This is a genomic window from Klebsiella grimontii (genome assembly GCF_900200035.1).
In the GTDB taxonomy this organism is placed as follows: domain Bacteria; phylum Pseudomonadota; class Gammaproteobacteria; order Enterobacterales; family Enterobacteriaceae; genus Klebsiella; species Klebsiella grimontii.
In genome coordinates, this window is the sequence record NZ_FZTC01000017.1 from 192,875 (window position 1) to 213,568 (window position 20,694).

A 20,694-nucleotide genomic window follows, 5' to 3' on the forward strand; every position below is an offset into this window, starting at 1 on the left:
GCAGCCCGCTAACTGTCTGAAAGATCAATACGTCTTACGCCATTGCTGCGTTGATGATCGGTCAGACAAAATTGGTCATTCCGCTAATTTCTTGTTCTAACAAGTTTCAGTACGGAATACTGCATCATTATTCCATTGCTAAGCTTGTTATAGCAAGTTGACTTTCACCTTTTATCACCCGGTTACTCACAGTTTTTTCACCCGCGTATACAGATTGTTCTAATAACAAACAAAACGATGATGAAGCATACGGTGAAATCCGGATGATGATAAATATAAGCATATAAAAATGAGTGGCGCTAATGCGTCGGGCTATTTAAAATCGCGCACCATGAAAACTGAGATCCCAAGCGTAAAAATGGTTGCCATTGCTGATGATGAAGCCGGGCAACGTATCGACAACTTTTTGCGTACGCAGCTGAAGGGCGTACCGAAGAGCATGATTTATCGCATCTTGCGTAAAGGCGAGGTGCGGGTTAACAAAAAGCGCGTGAAGCCGGAATATAAGCTGGAAGCCGGCGACGAAGTGCGCATCCCGCCGGTCCGCGTATCTGAGAAAGAAGAAGAGGCGGTCTCTCCGCACCTGCAAAAAGTGGCCGCGCTGGCCGATGTGATTTTATATGAAGACGATCATATTCTGGTGCTTAACAAGCCTTCAGGCACTGCGGTCCACGGCGGCAGCGGGCTGAGCTTTGGCGTGATCGAAGGTTTGCGCGCGCTGCGCCCGGAAGCGCGTTTCCTGGAACTGGTGCATCGCCTTGACCGCGACACATCTGGCGTTCTGCTGGTCGCCAAAAAGCGCTCAGCGCTGCGTTCCCTGCATGAGCAGCTGCGCGACAAAGGCATGCAGAAGGATTACCTGGCGCTGGTACGCGGGCAGTGGCAATCGCATACTAAAGTGGTGCAGGCCCCGCTGCTGAAAAATATTCTGCAGAGCGGTGAGCGTATTGTGCGGGTTAACCAGGAGGGGAAACCTTCTGAGACGCGTTTTAAAGTCGAAGAGCGTTTTACCCATGCGACGCTGGTGCGCTGCAGCCCGGTAACCGGTCGTACGCATCAAATCCGCGTGCATACGCAATATGCCGGCCATCCCATCGCTTTCGACGACCGTTACGGCGACCGTGAATTTGATAAGCAGCTGGCAGGCACCGGCCTTAACCGACTGTTTCTCCATGCGGCGGCGCTGAAGTTTACCCATCCGGGGAGCGGCGAGATAATGCGCGTTGAAGCGCCTCTGGATAATCAGCTTAAGCGCTGCCTGCAGGTTTTGCGTAGCGCCAAATAACCGCCATCAGGCTCAGGGCTTGAGCCACCTGGCAAGCCAGGGGAAAACCTCATCCTGCTGTTCTTTATAAAAGACGTGGCCCAGTTCCGGCCACGTCTTCGTTTCCAGCTTATCCTGCGCGTTTTGCGACCCCCACACTGTATGCAATTTTGCGAAGGCATCGTTAACGGCTTCTGCCGGGAACAGCTTATCCTTGCCGCCGCTATAAATGAGCATCGGTTTTGGCGCGGCGATGCTGGCGATATCGGGAATGTCGAGACGGCCGGATAAGCCTGGATGAAGCATATAAAAGGCCGATTGCCCGCGCAGGACGTTGTTGCCCGGCTGCATCAGGCCGCGCCAGGTACCAAACCAGGAGATAACGGCAGTCGCGGCCACTTTGTCAGACAGGGCGGCCAGTTGCCAGGCGCGAAAGCCCCCCATTGAGAAACCCAATACCCCGATGCGTGTATTATCCACCGCTGTTAAAGTACTGACGAAATCAACGGTACGCAGATCTTCATAGGCGACTTCACCTGCCAGCGAACGTCCAAGGTTAAAGTAGTTACTGGCCAGGGCCTGCTGCTGCTCGTAGACCATAGGCCCTCGATCTCCCCAGCCTGGGCTATCGATGGCTATCACGACGTAACCACGCTGCGCCAGTTCATCGCCGATGAACCGGCCGCTGAAAAATTTATCCGCCCACGCCTGGGCGCTGGCTAGCCGCGCGGCGTCACTCCAGGGGCGGATCAGCTTCTCCTTACCAATGTCAAACTTTGAGCCATGATCGTGTAACAGGACAATAGCCGGGTGAGGGCCGGGTGATTTTGGCGTCAACATCAGCGCGGCAATCCTGTTATCGTCGGTTACGTTGAAGGCCAGCTTCTCGGCGATATAGGTTCCCCGGTCTTCTCTCATGAGCGTTTGCGGTGCGAAGGGGATTGTCGACGCCGGGGTCAGCAGAGACTGCCGAAGCAGCATACGAGCCTGCTGTCGCCATTGATTAAAATTATGAGAGTGGCCAGAGAGCCACGAGTCCGAGTAGGTCATCTGCGCTTTCAACTGCTGCCACGAGGCGGGTAGATTGCCCTCTACGATGCCCTGGCGTTGCCAGTCATTGGCGTTGGCGCTGGCGGCGGCCAGCAGGGCGAGGGACAAAACCGTAGCGCGGGTAGGCATAATAGCTCCATTTAAAAATAAAACATCGTTTCATTATTTAATTGGATTGTAGTGGCGCTGGAAAAATAAACTGTGACAGGCGATGCATTAATTAAGTTGGAGTAAAACAGGCTCCGCGCCGCCGGTCAGCGGCTAAAACGTTGCTTAAAGGCGGCTGACGGCCTCATAAAGAGACCACATGAAATCGCGTTCAGGTGAGCAGAGGGTTACACTCCTCCCGGCGCAGCATCTGGCAGAGGGCAATGAGCGGCAAACCGACCAGCGCGTTGGGATCGCGTCCCTCGAGGCGGTCGAACAGCGTGATGCCTAACCCTTCGCTTTTAAAGCTTCCGGCGCACTGCAGCGGGTTTTCCTTGCGGATATAGCTCTCAATTTCCTGGTCGCTTAAACGGCGGAAATGAACGTCGAAAGGTTCGCATTCGGTTTGCAGGTGACCGTTGGCGGAATTGTACAGCGCCAGGCCGGTATAGAACGTGACGATGGTGCCGCTGGCCTTTCTCAACTGGCGATGGGCGTTTTCTTCCGTGTGCGATTTGCCGGTAATTTCACCGTCCAGGACGCAAACCTGATCGGAGCCTATAATGAGGTGCTGAGGGTAGCGCGCGGCAAGGGCCTGCGCCTTCGCCTGCGCCAGACGCAGCACCAGCTGGCGGGCGGGTTCGCCGGGCAGCGGGGTCTCATCAACTTCCGGCGCCGCGCATTCAAAAGGCACCGACAGTTTTTCCAGCAGCATTCGCCGCCAGGGCGAGGTTGACGCGAGGATTAGTTCAGACATATTTTTTCATCCACATATAGCGCTTCGCAGAGCATCATTTTAAACTATGCGCCGCAATGTGTGCGAATAAATGGCAAAAGGCAACCTGAGGCTGCCTTTTTCTTTGACTCTATGACGTTACAAAGTTAATATGCGCGCCCTATGCAAAAGGTAAAATTACCCCTGACTCTCGATCCGGTTCGCACGGCTCAAAAACGCTTAGATTACCAAGGTATCTATACCCGTGATCAGGCTGTGCGTGTCGCTGATTCTGTTGTCAGCGTGGACAGCGATGTGGAATGCAGCATGTCGTTCGCTATCGATAACCAACGTCTTGCCGTGTTAAACGGCGATGCGACGGTGTCGGTAACCCTCGAATGTCAGCGTTGCGGGAAACCGTTCCCCCATCATGTCCACACAACGTATTGTTTCAGCCCCGTCAGAAATGACGAACAGGCCGAGGCACTGCCGGAAGCGTATGAGCCGATTGAGGTTAACGAATTCGGTGAAATCGATCTGCTGGCGCTGGTTGAAGATGAAATCATCCTCGCCTTGCCCGTAGTTCCGGTGCATGATTCTGAACACTGTGAAGTGTCCGACGCGGACATGGTCTTTGGTGAACTGCCTGAAGAGGCACAAAAACCAAATCCATTTGCCGTATTAGCCAGCTTAAAGCATAAGTAATTGAGGAGTAAGGTCCATGGCCGTACAACAGAATAAACCAACCCGTTCCAAACGTGGCATGCGTCGTTCCCATGACGCGCTGACCGCAGTCACCAGCCTGTCTGTAGACAAAGCTTCTGGTGAAAAACACCTGCGTCACCACATCACTGCCGACGGTTTCTACCGCGGTCGCAAGGTTATCGCTAAGTAATCACGCGAAAGCGTGATGAAGCTTAGTGAGGATTTCCCCGGGTAACTGGGGAATAACCGAACCGGGCAGCGACGATACCTTGACACGTCTAACCCTGGCGTTAGATGTCATGGGCGGGGATTTTGGCCCTTCCGTGACAGTGCCTGCAGCATTGCAGGCACTGAACTCTAATTCACAACTCACACTTCTTTTAGTCGGCGATCCCGACGCTATCGCGCCATTACTTGCCAAAGCTGATTTTGAACAACGTTCACGTCTGCAGGTTATCCCTGCGCAGTCGGTTATTGCCAGTGATGCTCGACCCGCGCAGGCCATTCGCGCCAGTCGCGGCAGCTCAATGCGCATCGCGCTGGAGTTAGTAAAAGAAGGGCGGGCGCAGGCCTGCGTCAGCGCGGGTAACACCGGCGCGCTGATGGGGTTGGCGAAGCTGCTGCTTAAGCCTATTGAGGGAATTGAGCGCCCCGCGCTGGTCACCATGCTACCGCATCAGTTGAAGGGCAAAACGGTGGTGCTGGATTTAGGCGCTAACGTCGATTGCGATAGCACGATGCTGGTGCAGTTTGCCGTTATGGGGGCGGTTCTTGCCGAAGAAGTTATCGGTATTAAGGATCCCCGGGTTGCGCTTCTGAATATCGGCGAAGAAGAGATGAAAGGTCTCAGCAGCATTCGTGACGCGGCGGCAGTTTTGAAAACCCTGCCAACCCTCAACTATATTGGGTATCTGGAAGCCAACGAATTGTTGACGGGCAAAACGGATGTTTTAGTTTGTGATGGATTCACGGGCAACGTCACATTAAAAACGATGGAAGGTGTTGTCAGAATGTTCCTTTCACTGTTGAAATCACAGGGAGAGGGGAAAAAAAGGTCGTGGTGGCTGCTTTTATTAAAGCGTTGGTTACAAAAAAGCCTGTCGAGGCGATTCAGTCACCTCAACCCCGACCAGTATAATGGTGCCTGTCTGTTAGGATTACGCGGTTCCGTGATTAAAAGTCATGGGGCTGCCAATCAGCGCGCTTTTTGCGTCGCGATAGAGCAGGCAGTGCAGGCTGTGCAGCGGCAGGTTCCTCAGCGAATTGCCGCTCGCCTGGAATCTTTATACCCTGCAGGTTTCGAATTGCCTGAAGGCGGCAGAAGCGGAAGTTCCAGGCCTCAAACCCGGATGACCGGAAACGACTGACGCCTCGCAGTTTGAGTTAACCCGGTATATTACCCAAGAGTGACTGAGCGTACATGTATACGAAGATTATTGGTACCGGCAGCTATCTGCCTGAGCACGTGCGTACGAACGCTGAACTGGAAAATATGGTTGATACGTCTGACGAGTGGATTGTTACTCGTACCGGTATCCGCGAGCGTCGTATTGCCGCACCGAATGAAACAGTTGCTACGATGGGCCTTGAAGCCGCTAAGAATGCGCTGGATATGGCGGGCGTCAAGCCGGAGCAAATTGGTCTGATTATTGTTGCGACTACCTCCGGTACCCATGCGTTTCCTAGCTCGGCTTGCCAGATTCAATCAATGCTGGGTATCAAAGGCTGCCCGGCGTTTGACGTTGCTGCGGCCTGCGCGGGTTTCACCTACGCGCTCAGCGTTGCCGATCAATACGTGAAAAACGGCGCGGTTGATTACGCTTTGGTGATTGGCGCTGACGTGCTGGCGCGCACCTGCGATCCTGCCGATCGCGGAACCATCATTATTTTTGGCGATGGCGCTGGCGCCGTTGTGCTGGGCGCTTCTGAAGAGCCGGGCATTATCTCTACGCATCTGCATGCGGATGGGAGCTACGGCGAACTGCTGACGCTGCCGAACGCCGATCGCGTCGAACCGGAAAACCCGATCTATCTGACGATGGCGGGTAATGAAGTCTTTAAGGTTGCGGTGACCGAACTGGCGCATATCGTGGACGAGACTTTAGCCGCGAATAATCTCGAGCGTTCGGCGCTGGACTGGCTGGTGCCGCATCAGGCCAACCTGCGCATTATCAGCGCCACGGCGAAGAAGCTGGGAATGTCGATGGATAATGTCGTCGTCACGCTCGACCGACACGGCAATACCTCGGCGGCTTCCGTTCCTTGTGCGCTGGATGAAGCCGTTCGCGATGGCCGCATTCAACGTGGTCAGCTTATTCTGCTGGAAGCCTTTGGTGGCGGGTTCACCTGGGGTTCCGCGCTGGTTCGTTTTTAGGATAAGGATTTAAACATGACGCAATTTGCTTTTGTGTTCCCGGGACAGGGCTCTCAGAGTGTCGGGATGCTGTCAGATATGGCGGCCGCTTACCCGGTAATTGAAGAGACGTTCCGTGAAGCCTCTGCGGCGTTGGGTTACGATCTGTGGGCGCTTGCGCAGCAAGGCCCGGCGGAAGAATTGAACAAAACCTGGCAGACTCAGCCGGCGCTGCTGACCGCTTCCGTTGCGCTGTATCGCGTCTGGCAGCAGCAAGGCGGTAAAACGCCTGTTCTGCTGGCGGGCCACAGCCTCGGCGAATATTCTGCGCTGGTATGCGCAGGCGTTATCGATTTTGCCGATGCCGTACGCCTGGTTGAGATGCGCGGCAAGTTTATGCAGGAAGCGGTACCGGAAGGTACCGGCGCGATGTCCGCGATCATCGGGCTTGACGACGCGGCGATTGCGAAAGCCTGCGAAGAGTCTGCCGAAGGGCAGGTCGTCTCTCCGGTGAACTTTAACTCGCCAGGGCAGGTTGTTATTGCCGGTAACAAAGAAGCCGTAGAGCGCGCTGGCGCAGCCTGTAAGGCTGCGGGCGCTAAACGTGCGCTGCCGCTGCCGGTCAGCGTACCGTCCCACTGCGCGCTGATGAAGCCTGCGGCGGAAAAACTGGCCGTTGAGCTGCAGAAAATCACCTTTAACGCGCCGACGATTCCGGTTGTGAATAACGTCGACGTGCAAAGTGAAACGGCGCCTGATGCTATTCGTGATGCCCTGATCCGTCAGCTGTATAGCCCAGTTCAGTGGACCAAAACCGTTGAGTTTATGGCTTCACAGGGCGTAGAGCATCTGTATGAAGTAGGCCCGGGTAAAGTCCTCACCGGCCTGACTAAACGTATTGTTGACACCCTGACTGCTTCCGCGCTTAACGAGCCGGCGGCGATGTCTGCGGCGCTTGAGCAATAAAAGAGGAAAACCATGAGTTTTGAAGGAAAAATCGCGCTGGTTACCGGTGCAAGTCGCGGGATTGGCCGCGCAATCGCTGAAACGCTCGTTGCCCGTGGCGCGAAAGTTATCGGGACTGCGACCAGCGAAAGCGGCGCGCAGGCGATCAGCGATTATTTAGGTGCTAACGGTAAAGGTCTGCTGCTGAATGTGACCGATCCTGCATCTATTGAATCTGTTCTGGGAAATATTCGCGCAGAATTTGGTGAAGTTGATATCCTGGTGAACAATGCCGGGATCACTCGTGATAACCTGTTAATGCGCATGAAAGATGATGAGTGGAACGATATTATCGAAACCAACCTGTCATCTGTTTTCCGTCTGTCAAAAGCGGTAATGCGCGCTATGATGAAAAAGCGTCATGGACGTATTATCACTATCGGTTCTGTGGTTGGTACCATGGGAAATGCGGGTCAGGCCAACTACGCTGCGGCGAAAGCGGGTCTGATTGGCTTCAGTAAATCACTGGCTCGCGAAGTTGCGTCCCGCGGTATTACTGTAAACGTTGTTGCTCCGGGCTTTATTGAAACGGACATGACGCGTGCGCTGACCGATGAGCAGCGTGCGGGTACGCTGGCGGCAGTTCCTGCGGGGCGCCTCGGCTCTCCAAATGAAATCGCCAGTGCGGTGGCATTTTTAGCCTCTGACGAAGCGAGTTACATCACCGGTGAAACTCTGCACGTCAACGGCGGAATGTATATGGTCTGACCGAGATTTGCGCAAAACGCTCAGGAACCGCGCAGTCTGTGCGGTTCACTGTAATGTTTTGTACAAAATGATTTGCGTTATGAGGGCAAACAGCCGCAAAATAGCGTAAAATCGTGGTAAGACCTGCCGGGATTTAGTTGCAAATTTTTCAACATTTTATACACTACGAAAACCATCGCGAAAGCGAGTTTTGATAGGAAATTTAAGAGTATGAGCACTATCGAAGAACGCGTTAAGAAAATTATCGGCGAACAGCTGGGCGTTAAGCAGGAAGAAGTTACCAACAATGCTTCCTTCGTTGAAGACCTGGGCGCTGATTCTCTTGACACCGTTGAGCTGGTAATGGCTCTGGAAGAAGAGTTTGATACTGAGATTCCGGACGAAGAAGCTGAGAAAATCACTACTGTTCAGGCTGCCATTGATTACATCAACGGCCACCAGGCGTAAGTGAACATCTCCAGGCGGTCATTCGACCGCCTGAGTTTTATCTACATTTTGTCCCACAAGAATCTATTTTCCCTCCCTGGAGGACAACCGTGTCTAAGCGTCGTGTAGTTGTGACCGGACTGGGCATGTTGTCTCCTGTCGGCAATACCGTAGAGTCTACCTGGAAAGCTCTCCTTGCCGGTCAGAGTGGCATCAGCCTGATCGACCATTTCGATACTAGCGCCTATGCAACGAAATTTGCTGGCTTAGTAAAGGATTTTAACTGTGATGACTTCATCTCGCGCAAAGAGCAGCGCAAGATGGATGCCTTCATTCAATATGGAATTGTCGCTGGCATTCAGGCCATGCAGGATTCTGGCCTTGAAGTGACGGAAGAGAATGCTACCCGCATCGGCGCCGCTATTGGTTCCGGTATTGGCGGGCTTGGCCTGATCGAAGAAAACCACAGTTCGCTGGTAAAAGGCGGACCGCGTAAGATCAGCCCATTCTTTGTTCCTTCCACAATCGTTAACATGGTGGCCGGGCATCTGACCATCATGTTTGGTCTGCGTGGACCAAGCATTTCCATCGCAACCGCATGTACTTCTGGCGTACACAACATTGGTCACGCCGCGCGCGTTATCGCCTATGGCGATGCTGACGCAATGGTCGCCGGTGGTGCGGAAAAAGCCAGTACCCCGCTGGGCGTAGGCGGCTTTGGTGCAGCGCGCGCGCTGTCCACTCGCAATGACAACCCGCAGGCGGCAAGCCGTCCGTGGGATAAAGAGCGTGATGGTTTCGTGCTGGGCGACGGCGCCGGCATGGTCGTGCTGGAAGAGTACGAGCACGCGAAGAAACGCGGTGCGAAAATCTATGCTGAAATCGTCGGTTTTGGTATGAGCAGCGATGCCTACCATATGACTTCACCGCCGGAAGATGGCGCTGGAGCAGCGCTGGCGATGGTGAACGCCATTCGCGACGCGGGTATTGACGCAAGCCAGATTGGCTACGTCAACGCCCACGGTACCTCTACGCCGGCGGGCGATAAAGCAGAAGCGCAGGCGGTGAAATCTGTCTTCGGCGACGCTGCCAGCCGCGTAATGGTGAGCTCGACTAAGTCAATGACCGGCCACCTGCTCGGTGCAGCGGGCGCAGTAGAGTCTATCTACTCCATCCTCGCGCTGCGCGATAGCGCCGTTCCGCCAACCATCAACCTGGATAACCCGGATGAAGGTTGCGATCTGGACTTCGTCCCGCACGAAGCGCGCCAGGTAAGCGGTCTGGAGTATACCCTGTGTAACTCCTTCGGCTTCGGCGGCACTAACGGCTCGTTAATCTTTAAAAAGGTGTGATGCGCGCCTGACGTAACATCTCGGTTGACGTCAATGCCCATCGAAAATTGGCCCGCTTGTCGGGCCTTTTTTATTCGGTTTTCTCCGCTTGTTCAATGTCTCTCCTCCTGCGAAACTAACCGGCCAGCGATAAGGAGTCTTTTATGTTTTTAATCAATGGCGCTGAAAGTGAAACGCTCGCGGTGAACGATCGCGGCGTGCAGTTCGGCGATGGCTGCTTTACCACTGCGCGCATCCTCAGAGGCCAGGTTCAGCTGCTGTCAGCCCATCTGGCCCGCCTGCAGACGACTTGTGAAAAGCTCTTTATCCCCTATGACGACTGGGCGCTATTAGCGCAGGAGATGGCGCGTCTGGCGCAGCCTCATCAGGATGGCGTGCTGAAGGTCATCATCACTCGCGGAGCGGGCGGCCGCGGCTATAGCGCCGCGGGCTGCGTCAATCCCACGAGAATTCTCAGCGTGTCGCCCAGGCCGGCCCACTATCTGCGCTGGCGCGAGGAGGGGATTTCCCTGTCGCTGAGCCCTGTCAGGCTGGGACGCAACCCTTCACTCGCCGGACTCAAGCACCTTAACCGGCTGGAGCAGGTGCTGATTCGTTCTCATCTTGAGCAGACGGACGCCGATGAGGCGCTGGTCCTTGACAGCGACGGGTGGCTTACGGAATGCTGTGCCGCGAACGTATTCTGGCGTAAAGGATCCGACGTCTTTACCCCGCGCCTCGATCAGGCGGGGGTCAACGGTATTATGCGCCAGTACATTCTCGCTAAGCTGGCACCATCGCCGTTTCGCGTTGTCGAAGCCACCATGCGTCCCGAGGCGTTACGCGAAGCCGATGAGGTCGTGGTCTGTAATGCCTTAATGCCGCTGGTGCCTGTTCGCCGCTGGAACGATAAATGTTGGTCCGCCCGCGAGCTTTACCATTTTTTAGCCCCTTTGTGTGAGCTGTCTGATTAGTCATGAAGAAAATGTTACGTTTCATCCTGCTGTTGGTGGTGGTGCTGGGCATTGCCGCGGGCATCGGTATGTGGAAAGTTCGCCAGCTTGCGGACAGCAAGTTGCTGATTAAAGAAGAGACTATCTTTACTCTTGCCACCGGAACGGGGCGCCTGGCGCTTGGGCAACAGCTGTATAGCGATAAAGTCATTAACCGACCGCGGGTTTTCCAGTGGCTGCTGCGCATCGAGCCTGAGCTCTCCCATTTTAAAGCCGGAACCTATCGCTTCACGCCTGATATGACGGTCCGCCAGATGCTGCAGCTGCTGGCCAGCGGAAAAGAGGCGCAGTTTCCGCTGCGCTTCGTTGAAGGGATGCGGGTGAGCGATTACCTGCGCCAGCTGCGCGATGCGCCTTACGTCAAGCATACGCTGGCGGATGATAGCTATGAAACCGTCGCGAAGGCCCTTGATCTCGAGCATCCTGACTGGGTCGAAGGCTGGTTCTGGCCGGATACCTGGATGTATACCGCCAATACCAGCGATGTGGCGATCCTTAAGCGGGCGCATCAGAAGATGGTTGCCGCGGTCGATAAAGTCTGGGAAGGGCGGATGGAGAATCTGCCGTATCACGATAAGAACCAGCTGCTGACAATGGCCTCGATTATCGAAAAAGAGACGGCGGTATCGGACGAGCGCGACCGCGTCGCATCGGTATTTATCAACCGTTTACGGATCGGTATGCGCCTGCAAACCGATCCGACCGTGATTTACGGGATGGGTGAGAGTTATAATGGCAAGTTGACGCGTAAAGACCTGGAAACCCCAACCGCTTACAATACCTACGTCATAAACGGCATGCCGCCGGGACCGATCGCCGCACCGGGCGAGGCCTCGCTAAACGCCGCCGCGCATCCGGCGAAAACGCCGTACCTTTATTTTGTCGCGGACGGGAAGGGCGGACATACGTTTAACACTAACCTGGCCAGCCATAACCGCTCGGTCCAGGACTATTTGAAAGTACTTAAGGAAAAAAATGCGCAGTAACTATATCGTCATCGAGGGCCTGGAAGGCGCAGGGAAAACCACCGCGCGTGATTGTGTGGTAGAGACGCTAAAACAGCTGGGCGTTAGCGATATGGTGTTTACCCGCGAACCGGGCGGCACCATTCTGGCCGAGAAGCTGCGCAGCCTGGTGCTGGATATTCAGTCCACCGGCGATGAAGTGATTAATGATAAAGCGGAAGTGCTGATGTTTTACGCGGCGCGCGTACAGCTGGTGGAGACGGTTATCAAACCCGCTCTGGCGCGCGGTCAGTGGGTCATCGGCGATCGTCACGATCTCTCAACCCAGGCTTATCAGGGCGGCGGTCGCGGAATTGATCAGACGATGCTGGCGACCCTGCGTGACGCGGTACTGGGAGACTTTCGTCCCCATCTGACGCTTTACCTTGACGTGACTCCGGAAGTCGGCCTGAAGCGCGCCCGCGCCCGCGGTGAACTTGACCGAATCGAGCAGGAGTCGCTGGATTTCTTTAATCGTACCCGCGCGCGCTACCTTGAACTGGCGGCGCAGGATCCCACTATACGCACCGTTGACGCTACCCAGCCGCTGGAGGCCGTGAAGCGCGACATTCGGGCGGTAGTGAATCAGTGGGTCGCGGAGCAAGGCGCATGAAATGGTATCCGTGGTTACGCCCGCCCTTTGAACAGCTGGTTGCCAGCTATCAGGCGGGGCGCGGCCACCATGCGCTAATGGTTCAGGCCCTGCCGGGCATGGGTAGCGATGCGCTGATTTATGCGCTTTGTCGCTTTCTGATGTGCCGCCAGCCGGAAGGGCATAAAAGCTGCGGTCATTGCCATAGCTGCCAGCTGATGCAGGCCGGCACCCATCCAGATTATTATGCGTTGACCCCGGAAAAGGGGAAGAGCTCGCTCGGCATCGATGCCGTGCGCGAAGTGAGCGAAAAGCTCTATGAACACGCCCGGCTGGGCGGCGCGAAGGTGGTGTGGATCGGCGATGCCGCCATGCTGACCGACGCGGCGGCAAACGCGCTGCTAAAAACGCTGGAGGAGCCGCCGGAGAATACCTGGTTCTTCCTGGCCTGTCAGGAACCCGCGCGCCTGCTGGCGACGCTGCGCAGCCGCTGTCGGTTATTTCACCTCGCTCCGCCTTCAGAACGCTACGCGCTGGCGTGGTTAGAGCGAGAAGTGACAATGTCACAAGACGCGCTGCTCGCGGCGCTGCGGCTGAGCGCCAACGCGCCAGCGGCGGCGCTGGATCTGCTTCAGGAAGCTCACTGGGCACCGCGGCAGCAGCTTTGCCAGATTCTCGGAAATATTTTAACCCACGGCGACTGGCTGACGCTGTTGCCGATGTTAAACCATGAACAGGCCGCGATTCGCCTGCACTGGCTGGCATCGCTGCTGGTCGACGCGCAAAAAAGGCAGCAGGGGATTACCCTTATCAGCAATCCTGATGTCTGGCCTCTGGTCAATCAGCTGGCCGCTGCGCTGCCGGCGGCGCGCCTGCAGGCGATCGCGCGCGACGTCAGCGCCTGCCGCGAGCAGCTGCTGAGCGTGGTCGGCATTAATCGCGAACTGCTGCTAACCGAGCGCCTTCTGCGCTGGGAACATTACCTGCAACCCGGGGCGGTCCTTCCCGTATCCCATCTCTGAGAGAGACATCATGTTTTTAGTCGACTCCCATTGCCATCTCGATGGCCTGGATTATCAAGCGCTGCATAAAGATGTGGACGATGTGCTGGCAAAGGCCGCCGCGCGCGATGTGAAATTTTGCCTGGCGGTTGCCACGACGCTGCCGGGATACCGCGGTATGCGCGAACTGGTGGGCCAGCGTCGCGACGTCGTTTTCTCCTGCGGCGTGCATCCGTTAAACCAGGATGAAGAGTATGACGTTGAAGAGCTGCGCCAGCTCGCCGCAGACGACGGCGTGGTCGCGATGGGCGAAACTGGGCTCGATTATTTCTACACGCCGGAAACGAAAGCGCGTCAGCAGGCGTCCTTTCGCGACCATATCCGTATAGGTCGGGAGCTGAATAAACCGGTTATCGTGCATACCCGCGATGCCCGCGCCGATACGCTGGAAATTTTACGCGAAGAAAAAGTGACGGATTGCGGTGGCGTACTACACTGTTTCACTGAGGATAGGGAGACCGCGGGTAAGCTGCTGGATATGGGGTTCTACATCTCGTTTTCCGGCATTGTGACGTTCCGAAATGCGGAGCAGCTTCGCGATGCTGCGCGCTATGTCCCTCTCGATCGCCTGCTGGTAGAGACCGATTCGCCGTATCTGGCGCCGGTACCGCATCGCGGTAAAGAGAACCAGCCGGCCATGGTCAGGGACGTCGCCGAGTATATGGCGGTGCTTAAGGGCGTATCGCTGGAGCAGCTGGCGCAACAGACCACGGAAAATTTCGCTACGCTTTTTCATATCGACCCCTCCCGGCTGCAACCTCTCTGATATTGCTTATTATTTTAAGGCTCGTAATTAATAGCCAAAGCGAGTAAAGTTCACCGCCACAAATGGGGCGGTGAAGGTTTTTTGGCAACATTCAGACACGAGTTATGTAAACCAATGTAAGTTTTTAATGGATGTCTGATTGAAACGTGATAGCCGTCAAACAATCATCCCGGTAATTATTTTACTCTGTGTAATAAATAAAGGGCGCTTAGATGTCCTGTCCACGGCGCGGTTCTCCCCCCGGGCCAATGCGTGAAAACGTAAAAAAGCACCAAATACTCAGGAGCACTCTCAATTATGTTTAAGAATGCATTTGCTAACCTGCAGAAGGTCGGTAAATCGCTGATGCTGCCGGTATCCGTACTGCCTATCGCAGGTATCCTGCTGGGCGTCGGTTCCGCAAACTTCAGCTGGCTGCCAGCCGTAGTTTCCCACGTCATGGCGGAAGCGGGCGGTTCGGTCTTCGCTAACATGCCGCTGATCTTTGCTATCGGTGTCGCACTTGGCTTCACCAACAACGACGGCGTATCCGCTCTGGCATCGGTCGTCGCTTACGGCATCATGGTAAAAACCATGTCCGTGGTTGCACCTCTGGTCCTGCATTTACCTGCTGAAGAGATTGCGGCTAAACACCTGGCGGATACCGGCGTACTCGGCGGTATTATCTCCGGTGCCATCGCAGCGTACATGTTCAACCGCTTCTACCGCATCAAGCTGCCTGAGTATCTGGGCTTCTTTGCGGGCAAGCGTTTTGTGCCAATCATCTCCGGCCTGGCAGCGATCTTCACTGGCGTGATCCTGTCCTTTATCTGGCCGCCGATCGGTACCGCAATCCAGACTTTCTCCCAGTGGGCTGCTTACCAGAACCCGGTTGTGGCGTTCGGTATCTATGGCTTCATTGAACGCTGCCTGGTGCCGTTTGGTCTGCACCACATCTGGAACGTTCCTTTCCAGATGCAGATTGGTGAATACACCAACGCAGCCGGTCAGGTCTTCCACGGCGATATTCCGCGCTACATGGCAGGCGACCCGACCGCGGGCAAACTGTCCGGCGGCTTCCTGTTCAAAATGTACGGTCTGCCGGCCGCTGCTATCGCTATCTGGCACTCTGCTAAACCAGAAAACCGCGCGAAAGTGGGCGGTATCATGATCTCCGCAGCGCTGACCTCGTTCCTGACCGGTATCACCGAGCCGATCGAGTTCTCCTTCATGTTCGTTGCGCCGATCCTGTACATTATCCATGCGATTCTGGCAGGCCTGGCCTTCCCGATCTGTATCCTGCTGGGTATGCGTGACGGTACTTCGTTCTCTCACGGTCTGATCGACTTTATCGTTCTGTCCGGCAACAGCAGCAAACTGTGGCTGTTCCCGATAGTCGGCATCTGCTATGCGATCGTTTACTACGTGGTGTTCCGCGTGCTGATCAAAGCGCTGGATCTGAAAACCCCGGGTCGTGAAGATGCAACCGAAGACAGCAAAGCTGGCGCCACCAGCGAAATGGCTCCGGCACTGATTGCCGCTTTCGGCGGTAAAGAGAACATTACTAACCTTGACGCATGTATCACCCGTCTGCGCGTCAGCGTGGCGGATGTGGCGAAAGTTGATCAGGCTGGCCTGAAAAAACTGGGTGCCGCAGGCGTGGTTGTTGCAGGTTCAGGCGTTCAGGCTATTTTCGGTACCAAATCCGATAACCTGAAAACTGAAATGGATGAATACATCCGCAGCAACTAAGTTGTGATATGGGGAGACTAAGGCAGCCAACTGGCTGCCTTTTTTAATGGGCATCCGGCATCAAAAAGGGAGCCCGGCGGCTCCCGTGACGTTGACTGCTTATCAGAATTGATAGCTGGCCGTTATGCTGAAGTTGCGCGGTTCGCCGTAGACAATTGAACCATCGATGTTGGTGTCGTAGGTTTTGTCGAACAGGTTATTGACGTTACCCTGCACAGCAAAATTTTTAGTGACCTGGTAGCGAGTGAACATATCCACCAGCGCATAGCTGCCCTGTTCCGCACGGAAGGTGCCGTACGGCGTAGCGGTATCTTTATATACCCGGTTCTGCCAGTTTACGCCGCCACCGATGGTCAGCTCAGGCATTACCGGCAGACGGTAGCGGGTAAACAGCTTGACGCTGGTACGCGGCAGGTTAGGGTTCACCGCATTGCCTTCATTGTCTTCAGCGACAAAACGCGTCGCCCCGAAGGTCATCTGCCAGTTATCGGTGAGCGCGCCGTTGATTTCAAACTCCACCCCTTTGCTCACGGTACCGTCGACGGTTTTATAGGCGGCTTCGCCGTTGCTGCCCGGGATTTGCCCGCCGGTCGCCTGGCCAAGATTATCCTGCTCAATGCGGAAGAGGGCGAGAGTCGTCGTTAAACGGCTGTCCATCCAGTCGGACTTCAGGCCCACTTCATAGTTGTTTCCGGTAATCGGGGTCAGGTATTTACCGGAACTATCGCGCTTGTTCTGCGGCTGGAACACGGAGGTATAGCTGGTGTAGGCCGACCAGTTGTCGTTGATGTCGTAAACCAGCCCGGCGTAGGGGGTGGTATGGTTTTTCTCCATGTTGTAGGTCAGCGTCTCGATACTCCAGTTGTTATAGCGGACGCCAACGATCAGATGCAGCGTGTCAAGCAGGGAAAAACGCGTCGCGGCATATACCGATTTCATTCGCGTGGTATCGTCCTGTGCCAGGCTCTGCGGGCCCCAACTGGTCTCCGGGAAACTACTGCTATTAAAGTTATTGAAGCTGCCAATCTCATCGGGGAACACGTTGGCCCAGGCGCTGAAATAGCGGTTATTTTGCTTGCTGTAGCTGGCGCCGATCATCAGGTTGTGCTGGCGACCAAACAGGTCGTAGCCGCCGTCGGCGAACAGGTCAACGGCGTCGACCTTACGCTTGCCGCTGTTCCAGCCGGTACCGCCGACGTAATCATAGCCCGGACCGTAGCTGCTATAAGGACCCACCAGCATTCCGGTCGCTTTATTGACGTACGCGTCCACGTACATCATTTTGCTGTCGAATTTGACCTCGGAATGGGTGGCATTCATCGTCGCCTGCCAGGTCTCGGCAAAGCGCTGTTTCAGCGTGACGAAGACTTTGTTGATCTCTTTATCGTTATAGGCCCAATCCGGGGCGGTGCTGCGGGCGCGGTCATAGCGGTTGCTGCTGCCATCGGTATTCCAGCGCGGCAGACCGCCCCATGTCGGGCTATTCACGTCGATACGCTGATACTCGTAGCCGGCGGATAAAGCGGTCGATGTACCGAGATCGGCATCAAGAATGCCGGAGAAGAACGTTTTTTCGCTGTTGTAGCGATCCAGCCACGAGTCATTGTTTTGATAACCCGCGATAATGCGCGCCCTTACGCTGCCATCGTCAGTCAGCGGGCTTTGCATATCCGCAACGTAGCGCTGCTTATCCCAGCTGCCATACTCCGCCGAGACCTCTCCCTTGAACTCCCGGCTGGTCGCGTGCTTGCGGATCATATTGATCGACGCAGCAGGATTGCCGGTACCGGTCAGCAGGCCGTTAGCGCCGCGCACGACCTCAACCCGTTCGAAGAGAGCCATATCGGAAAGCGCGTCGCCCAGATTCCAGCGGGATTCAAACCAGGTCGGAATGCCATCGACCATATAGTTGTCTATCTCAAAACCGCGGGAGTAGTAACTGGTGCGGTCGGAATCCGCCTGGCTGCCGCTGATCCCCATGGTATGCTCCATCACATCGCCCAGGGTTTGTAGCTGTTGATCCTGCATCCGCTGCCCGGTGATGATGCTGACCGACTGCGGAATATCGCGCTGGGCCATCTCCATTTTGGTCCCGGCTGAGGTGGTTCTGACGCTGTAGTCCTGTTCTTGTGTATCCGACGCGCTATCTGAGGAACCTTCTACAATGATAGTGTCTTCGGCGGCGCCGGCTGCCTGGCTAAGGTTTGGAAACAGCGCCAGCGCTATGCCTACAGCAAGCAGGGACGGCGCGGTTCGCCCATCCCGGGAATTGGTGGAGAGAGACATCATAAACCCTTGATCATTCAATAGTTGTTATTCGCTGCGGCGCTATGGCCCCGGTCGATTGTCAGCGCACTGCTTTTATTGTGAATACAAATGAGAAATATACGCATTAATATTTAATGTGTAAACAAGGGTAAAAATAGCGGTCCGCAGGCCGCTTTCGCGAGCGCGGCACCGCATGCCGCTGAGAAACGCTTAATCCGTCAGCAGCTAAGCGCTTAGTCGCGTAAGAAAAAACGCATTCAGGTTGAAAGAGGGGGAGTAACTCGCTCATACTCTTAGGGGAATCCTGTGCATCCGCGTTTACCTGCAGAGGCAGGCCAGAGCACGGTATAAAAATTATTAAGGAATCAGTCATGGCAGAAGAAACGATTTTCAGCAAAATCATTCGCCGGGAGATCCCGTCGGATGTGGTTTATCAGGATGAGCTCGTTACCGCTTTTCGCGACATCTCTCCGCAGGCGCCAACCCATATTCTAATCGTTCCCAATATCCTGATTCCCACCGTCAACGATGTGACCGCAGAGCATGAGCTTGCCCTGGGACGCATGATGACCGTTGCGGCGAAAATCGCCCGCGACGAGGGGCTTGCCGACGATGGCTATCGCCTGATCGTCAACTGCAATCGCCACGGGGGCCAGGAGGTCTACCATATCCATATGCACCTGCTGGGCGGTCGTCCATTAGGCCCGATGCTGGCTCATAAAGGTTAACATCCATGCGCGCAGCCCATTTCGGCGCACTTCTGGCCGTGACGTTACTGGCCGGGTGCGGTTCGCATCCGGAAATTCCGGTCAGCGATCGGCAAAGTCTGGTGATGGAATCAAACGTACTGGCGGCGGGAATTAGCGCTGAAGTACCGACGGTGACCGCATCCGAGATTCAAGCGACGGCGACCACCAGATTGTTTAATGAACGCCAGGTGCCGGTGACCGTGCATTATCGCTTTTTCTGGTATGACGCCAGGGGGCTGGAAATGCATCCGCTGGATCCGGCGCGCAGTATAACGGTTCCGGCGCACTCTTCCGTTACGCTGTATGGCAGCGCCAATATTCTGGGGGCGCACAAAGCCCGACTTTATCTTTATCTGTAAGAGGTAATCGTAATGATTAAACTATGTCGCTATGCATTAGTTACCGCACTGGCGATATTCCTTGCCGGATGCGTGGGGCAACGTCAGGAACCCGCTCCCGTTGAGGAAGCGCAGCCGAAGCCGCAGCAGCCGGTTCAGCCGCAGCCGACTGTGCCGACTATTCCCGCGATCCCTACGCAGCCGGGGCCGATTGAACACGGCGAGCAGCCAGCTCAGCCCGCGCCGCGCGTACGTCACTTTGACTGGAGTTCCGCGGTGCAGCCGATGATCGGGCAGATGCTGCAGGCCAGCGGCGTGAATGCGGGGAGTATTTTGCTGGTCGACAGCGTCAATAACCGCACCAACGGCACCCTGAATGCCGGTGAGGCCACCACGGCGCTGCGCAACGCGCTGGAAGGCAACGGAAAATTCACCCTGGTCTCTCAGCAGCAGCTGGGCGTAGCCAAACAGCAGCTCGGCCTGTCGCCGCAGGATAGCCTTGGCAGCCGCAGCAAAGCGATGGGCATTGCGCGTACCGTTGGCGCACAATATGTGCTCTATTCCAACGCGACCGGCAACGTCAATTCACCTGAGCTGAAAATGCAGCTGATGCTGGTACAGACCGGCGAAATTATCTGGTCAGGTAAAGGTGCAGTTCAGCAACAATAAGCTTACGCGCGACGAGGTTCTGTCGCGCTTTTTCCCGCGCTATAGGCCTGTCGCCGCGCTGTCCCAAAACGGGCTGAGTGGCGGCAGCTGCATTCTCAGCGATGGTCGGCAAAGGCGGGTGCTGCGCCAGCCGCACGATCCGCATGCGCCAGCCTGCGATTTTCGCCGTCAGTATCATGTCCTGTCACGCCTTCCCGATTCCTTAGCGCCCGCGCCGGTTTTTTATTCTCCCGCCTGGATGGTGGTGGAATACTGCACTGGCGACGTGGTCAACGCGTTACCGGAGTGTCCGGCGCTCGCAGGGTTACTGTATCATCTGCACCGGCAGCCGCGCTTTGGCTGGCGTATCGCGCTGCGGCCGCTGCTTGAGCTGTACTGGCAACAGTGCAGCCCCGCGCGGCGTACGCCAAGGTGGCTGCGCTGGCATAAACGCCTGCTGCGTCGCGGCGAGCCTCGGCCGCTGCGCCTCGCCCCGTTACATATGGATGTCCATGCGGGCAACATCGTTCACGGCGAGGCGGGGCTGCGGCTGATTGACTGGGAATATGCGGGCGATGGCGATATCGCGCTGGAGCTGGCGGCGGTGTGGATCGATCCCGCCGCGCATCGTCGGCTAGCCGCAGAATACGCGAGACAGGCGAGCATCGATGAGCATCAGCTCTGGCGGCAAATTCAGCGCTGGCGTCCGTGGGTGCGGCTGCTGATGGCGGGCTGGTACGAGCGGCGCTGGCAGCAAACCGGCGACCGGCAGTTTATTGCGCTGGCGGATGAGATATGGCGCCAGTTAGACAAAAAGTAA

22 protein-coding genes are annotated in these 20,694 nt (G+C 55.9%); 19 read left to right on the forward strand and 3 right to left on the reverse strand.

What is annotated here, in order from left to right; all coding sequences use genetic code 11:
* Positions 1 to 331: 331 nt before the first annotated feature.
* Positions 332 to 1,285, forward strand: a complete 954-nt coding sequence (gene rluC / locus KOSB73_RS13435; RefSeq protein ID WP_004132333.1) for a 23S rRNA pseudouridine(955/2504/2580) synthase RluC — start codon at positions 332 to 334, stop codon at positions 1,283 to 1,285.
* A gap of 12 nt (positions 1,286 to 1,297) precedes the next feature.
* On the opposite strand, the gene KOSB73_RS13440 is transcribed toward rluC, so the two are convergent.
* The gene (locus KOSB73_RS13440) at positions 1,298 to 2,443 is read right to left on the reverse strand and encodes a dienelactone hydrolase family protein (RefSeq protein WP_098140584.1); all 1,146 of its coding nucleotides are present in this window, start codon (positions 2,441 to 2,443) and stop codon (positions 1,298 to 1,300) included.
* 190 nt (positions 2,444 to 2,633) lie between these two features.
* Positions 2,634 to 3,218, reverse strand: coding sequence for a Maf family protein (locus KOSB73_RS13445; protein WP_098140585.1), 585 nt, complete (start codon positions 3,216 to 3,218; stop codon positions 2,634 to 2,636).
* A gap of 141 nt (positions 3,219 to 3,359) precedes the next feature.
* On the opposite strand from KOSB73_RS13445, the gene yceD reads away from it, so the two are divergent.
* The 14 genes from yceD (at position 3,360) to ptsG (ending at position 15,871) form a co-directional block, all read left to right on the forward strand.
* On the forward strand, positions 3,360 to 3,881 hold the full coding sequence (yceD, locus tag KOSB73_RS13450) for a 23S rRNA accumulation protein YceD (RefSeq protein WP_004131393.1): 522 nt from the start codon (positions 3,360 to 3,362) through the stop codon (positions 3,879 to 3,881).
* Between the two features lie 16 nt (positions 3,882 to 3,897).
* The gene (gene rpmF / locus KOSB73_RS13455; protein WP_004101077.1) at positions 3,898 to 4,071 is read left to right on the forward strand and encodes a 50S ribosomal protein L32; all 174 of its coding nucleotides are present in this window, start codon (positions 3,898 to 3,900) and stop codon (positions 4,069 to 4,071) included.
* Positions 4,072 to 4,150: 79 nt separating this feature from the next.
* On the forward strand, positions 4,151 to 5,248 hold the full coding sequence (gene plsX / locus KOSB73_RS13460; RefSeq protein WP_071830712.1) for a phosphate acyltransferase PlsX: 1,098 nt from the start codon (positions 4,151 to 4,153) through the stop codon (positions 5,246 to 5,248).
* A 53-nt stretch (positions 5,249 to 5,301) separates the two neighbouring features.
* Entirely contained in the window at positions 5,302 to 6,255 is a 954-nt protein-coding gene (locus KOSB73_RS13465; protein ID WP_004131395.1) for a beta-ketoacyl-ACP synthase III, read from the forward strand.
* A 15-nt stretch (positions 6,256 to 6,270) separates the two neighbouring features.
* Positions 6,271 to 7,200, forward strand: coding sequence for an ACP S-malonyltransferase (gene fabD, locus KOSB73_RS13470; protein ID WP_004132345.1), 930 nt, complete (start codon positions 6,271 to 6,273; stop codon positions 7,198 to 7,200).
* A 12-nt stretch (positions 7,201 to 7,212) separates the two neighbouring features.
* Complete coding sequence (gene fabG / locus KOSB73_RS13475) at positions 7,213 to 7,947, forward strand: 3-oxoacyl-ACP reductase FabG (protein ID WP_004131399.1); 735 nt, start codon at positions 7,213 to 7,215, stop codon at positions 7,945 to 7,947.
* Between the two features lie 210 nt (positions 7,948 to 8,157).
* A complete protein-coding gene (acpP, locus tag KOSB73_RS13480) occupies positions 8,158 to 8,394 on the forward strand; it encodes an acyl carrier protein (protein ID WP_000103754.1) in 237 nt (78 codons plus the stop codon).
* 89 nt (positions 8,395 to 8,483) lie between these two features.
* Positions 8,484 to 9,725: a beta-ketoacyl-ACP synthase II gene (gene fabF / locus KOSB73_RS13485; protein ID WP_004132347.1), complete on the forward strand. Its 1,242-nt coding sequence runs from the start codon at positions 8,484 to 8,486 to the stop codon at positions 9,723 to 9,725.
* Between the two features lie 143 nt (positions 9,726 to 9,868).
* Complete coding sequence (gene pabC / locus KOSB73_RS13490; protein ID WP_049086483.1) at positions 9,869 to 10,678, forward strand: aminodeoxychorismate lyase; 810 nt, start codon at positions 9,869 to 9,871, stop codon at positions 10,676 to 10,678.
* 2 nt (positions 10,679 to 10,680) lie between these two features.
* Positions 10,681 to 11,703, forward strand: coding sequence for a cell division protein YceG (gene yceG / locus KOSB73_RS13495; RefSeq protein ID WP_064411149.1), 1,023 nt, complete (start codon positions 10,681 to 10,683; stop codon positions 11,701 to 11,703).
* Positions 11,693 to 12,334 carry a dTMP kinase gene (gene tmk, locus KOSB73_RS13500; RefSeq protein ID WP_004132353.1) on the forward strand — a complete coding sequence of 214 codons (642 nt, stop codon included), beginning with the start codon at positions 11,693 to 11,695 and terminating at the stop codon, positions 12,332 to 12,334. Before yceG ends, tmk begins: the two co-directional genes overlap by 11 nt.
* Positions 12,331 to 13,335, forward strand: a complete 1,005-nt coding sequence (holB, locus tag KOSB73_RS13505) for a DNA polymerase III subunit delta' (protein WP_064342464.1) — start codon at positions 12,331 to 12,333, stop codon at positions 13,333 to 13,335. Before tmk ends, holB begins: the two co-directional genes overlap by 4 nt.
* 10 nt (positions 13,336 to 13,345) lie before the next feature.
* Positions 13,346 to 14,140 carry a metal-dependent hydrolase gene (locus KOSB73_RS13510; protein ID WP_024359544.1) on the forward strand — a complete coding sequence of 265 codons (795 nt, stop codon included), beginning with the start codon at positions 13,346 to 13,348 and terminating at the stop codon, positions 14,138 to 14,140.
* Between the two features lie 297 nt (positions 14,141 to 14,437).
* Entirely contained in the window at positions 14,438 to 15,871 is a 1,434-nt protein-coding gene (gene ptsG, locus KOSB73_RS13515) for a PTS glucose transporter subunit IIBC (protein WP_004132359.1), read from the forward strand.
* 102 nt (positions 15,872 to 15,973) lie between these two features.
* Here the strand turns inward: ptsG and fhuE are convergent, their stop codons facing one another.
* Positions 15,974 to 18,157, reverse strand: a complete 2,184-nt coding sequence (gene fhuE / locus KOSB73_RS13520; protein WP_370513477.1) for a ferric-rhodotorulic acid/ferric-coprogen receptor FhuE — start codon at positions 18,155 to 18,157, stop codon at positions 15,974 to 15,976.
* Between the two features lie 353 nt (positions 18,158 to 18,510).
* On the opposite strand from fhuE, the gene hinT reads away from it, so the two are divergent.
* From hinT to thiK, 4 genes are read left to right on the forward strand one after another with little or no spacing between them, the layout of a single operon-like run.
* A complete protein-coding gene (gene hinT, locus KOSB73_RS13530; RefSeq protein ID WP_004112181.1) occupies positions 18,511 to 18,867 on the forward strand; it encodes a purine nucleoside phosphoramidase in 357 nt (118 codons plus the stop codon).
* Positions 18,868 to 18,872: 5 nt separating this feature from the next.
* Positions 18,873 to 19,247, forward strand: coding sequence for a YcfL family putative periplasmic lipoprotein (locus tag KOSB73_RS13535; protein WP_004131416.1), 375 nt, complete (start codon positions 18,873 to 18,875; stop codon positions 19,245 to 19,247).
* 12 nt (positions 19,248 to 19,259) lie between these two features.
* Positions 19,260 to 19,895 carry a penicillin-binding protein activator LpoB gene (gene lpoB, locus KOSB73_RS13540; protein WP_004131417.1) on the forward strand — a complete coding sequence of 212 codons (636 nt, stop codon included), beginning with the start codon at positions 19,260 to 19,262 and terminating at the stop codon, positions 19,893 to 19,895.
* Positions 19,876 to 20,694: a thiamine kinase gene (gene thiK, locus KOSB73_RS13545; RefSeq protein WP_049130240.1), complete on the forward strand. Its 819-nt coding sequence runs from the start codon at positions 19,876 to 19,878 to the stop codon at positions 20,692 to 20,694. The genes lpoB and thiK overlap by 20 nt, the downstream gene beginning before the upstream one ends.

Coding starts and splice junctions, on each gene's coding strand:
- rluC (WP_004132333.1), top strand. CDS start 332: ATGAAAACTGAGATCCCAAGCGTAAAAATGGTTGCCATTGCTGATGAT.
- KOSB73_RS13440 (WP_098140584.1), bottom strand. CDS start 2,443: ATGCCTACCCGCGCTACGGTTTTGTCCCTCGCCCTGCTGGCCGCCGCC.
- KOSB73_RS13445 (WP_098140585.1), bottom strand. CDS start 3,218: ATGTCTGAACTAATCCTCGCGTCAACCTCGCCCTGGCGGCGAATGCTG.
- yceD (WP_004131393.1), top strand. CDS start 3,360: ATGCAAAAGGTAAAATTACCCCTGACTCTCGATCCGGTTCGCACGGCT.
- rpmF (WP_004101077.1), top strand. CDS start 3,898: ATGGCCGTACAACAGAATAAACCAACCCGTTCCAAACGTGGCATGCGT.
- KOSB73_RS13465 (WP_004131395.1), top strand. CDS start 5,302: ATGTATACGAAGATTATTGGTACCGGCAGCTATCTGCCTGAGCACGTG.
- fabD (WP_004132345.1), top strand. CDS start 6,271: ATGACGCAATTTGCTTTTGTGTTCCCGGGACAGGGCTCTCAGAGTGTC.
- fabG (WP_004131399.1), top strand. CDS start 7,213: ATGAGTTTTGAAGGAAAAATCGCGCTGGTTACCGGTGCAAGTCGCGGG.
- acpP (WP_000103754.1), top strand. CDS start 8,158: ATGAGCACTATCGAAGAACGCGTTAAGAAAATTATCGGCGAACAGCTG.
- pabC (WP_049086483.1), top strand. CDS start 9,869: ATGTTTTTAATCAATGGCGCTGAAAGTGAAACGCTCGCGGTGAACGAT.
- yceG (WP_064411149.1), top strand. CDS start 10,681: ATGAAGAAAATGTTACGTTTCATCCTGCTGTTGGTGGTGGTGCTGGGC.
- tmk (WP_004132353.1), top strand. CDS start 11,693: ATGCGCAGTAACTATATCGTCATCGAGGGCCTGGAAGGCGCAGGGAAA.
- holB (WP_064342464.1), top strand. CDS start 12,331: ATGAAATGGTATCCGTGGTTACGCCCGCCCTTTGAACAGCTGGTTGCC.
- KOSB73_RS13510 (WP_024359544.1), top strand. CDS start 13,346: ATGTTTTTAGTCGACTCCCATTGCCATCTCGATGGCCTGGATTATCAA.
- ptsG (WP_004132359.1), top strand. CDS start 14,438: ATGTTTAAGAATGCATTTGCTAACCTGCAGAAGGTCGGTAAATCGCTG.
- fhuE (WP_370513477.1), bottom strand. CDS start 18,157: ATGTCTCTCTCCACCAATTCCCGGGATGGGCGAACCGCGCCGTCCCTG.
- hinT (WP_004112181.1), top strand. CDS start 18,511: ATGGCAGAAGAAACGATTTTCAGCAAAATCATTCGCCGGGAGATCCCG.
- KOSB73_RS13535 (WP_004131416.1), top strand. CDS start 18,873: ATGCGCGCAGCCCATTTCGGCGCACTTCTGGCCGTGACGTTACTGGCC.
- lpoB (WP_004131417.1), top strand. CDS start 19,260: ATGATTAAACTATGTCGCTATGCATTAGTTACCGCACTGGCGATATTC.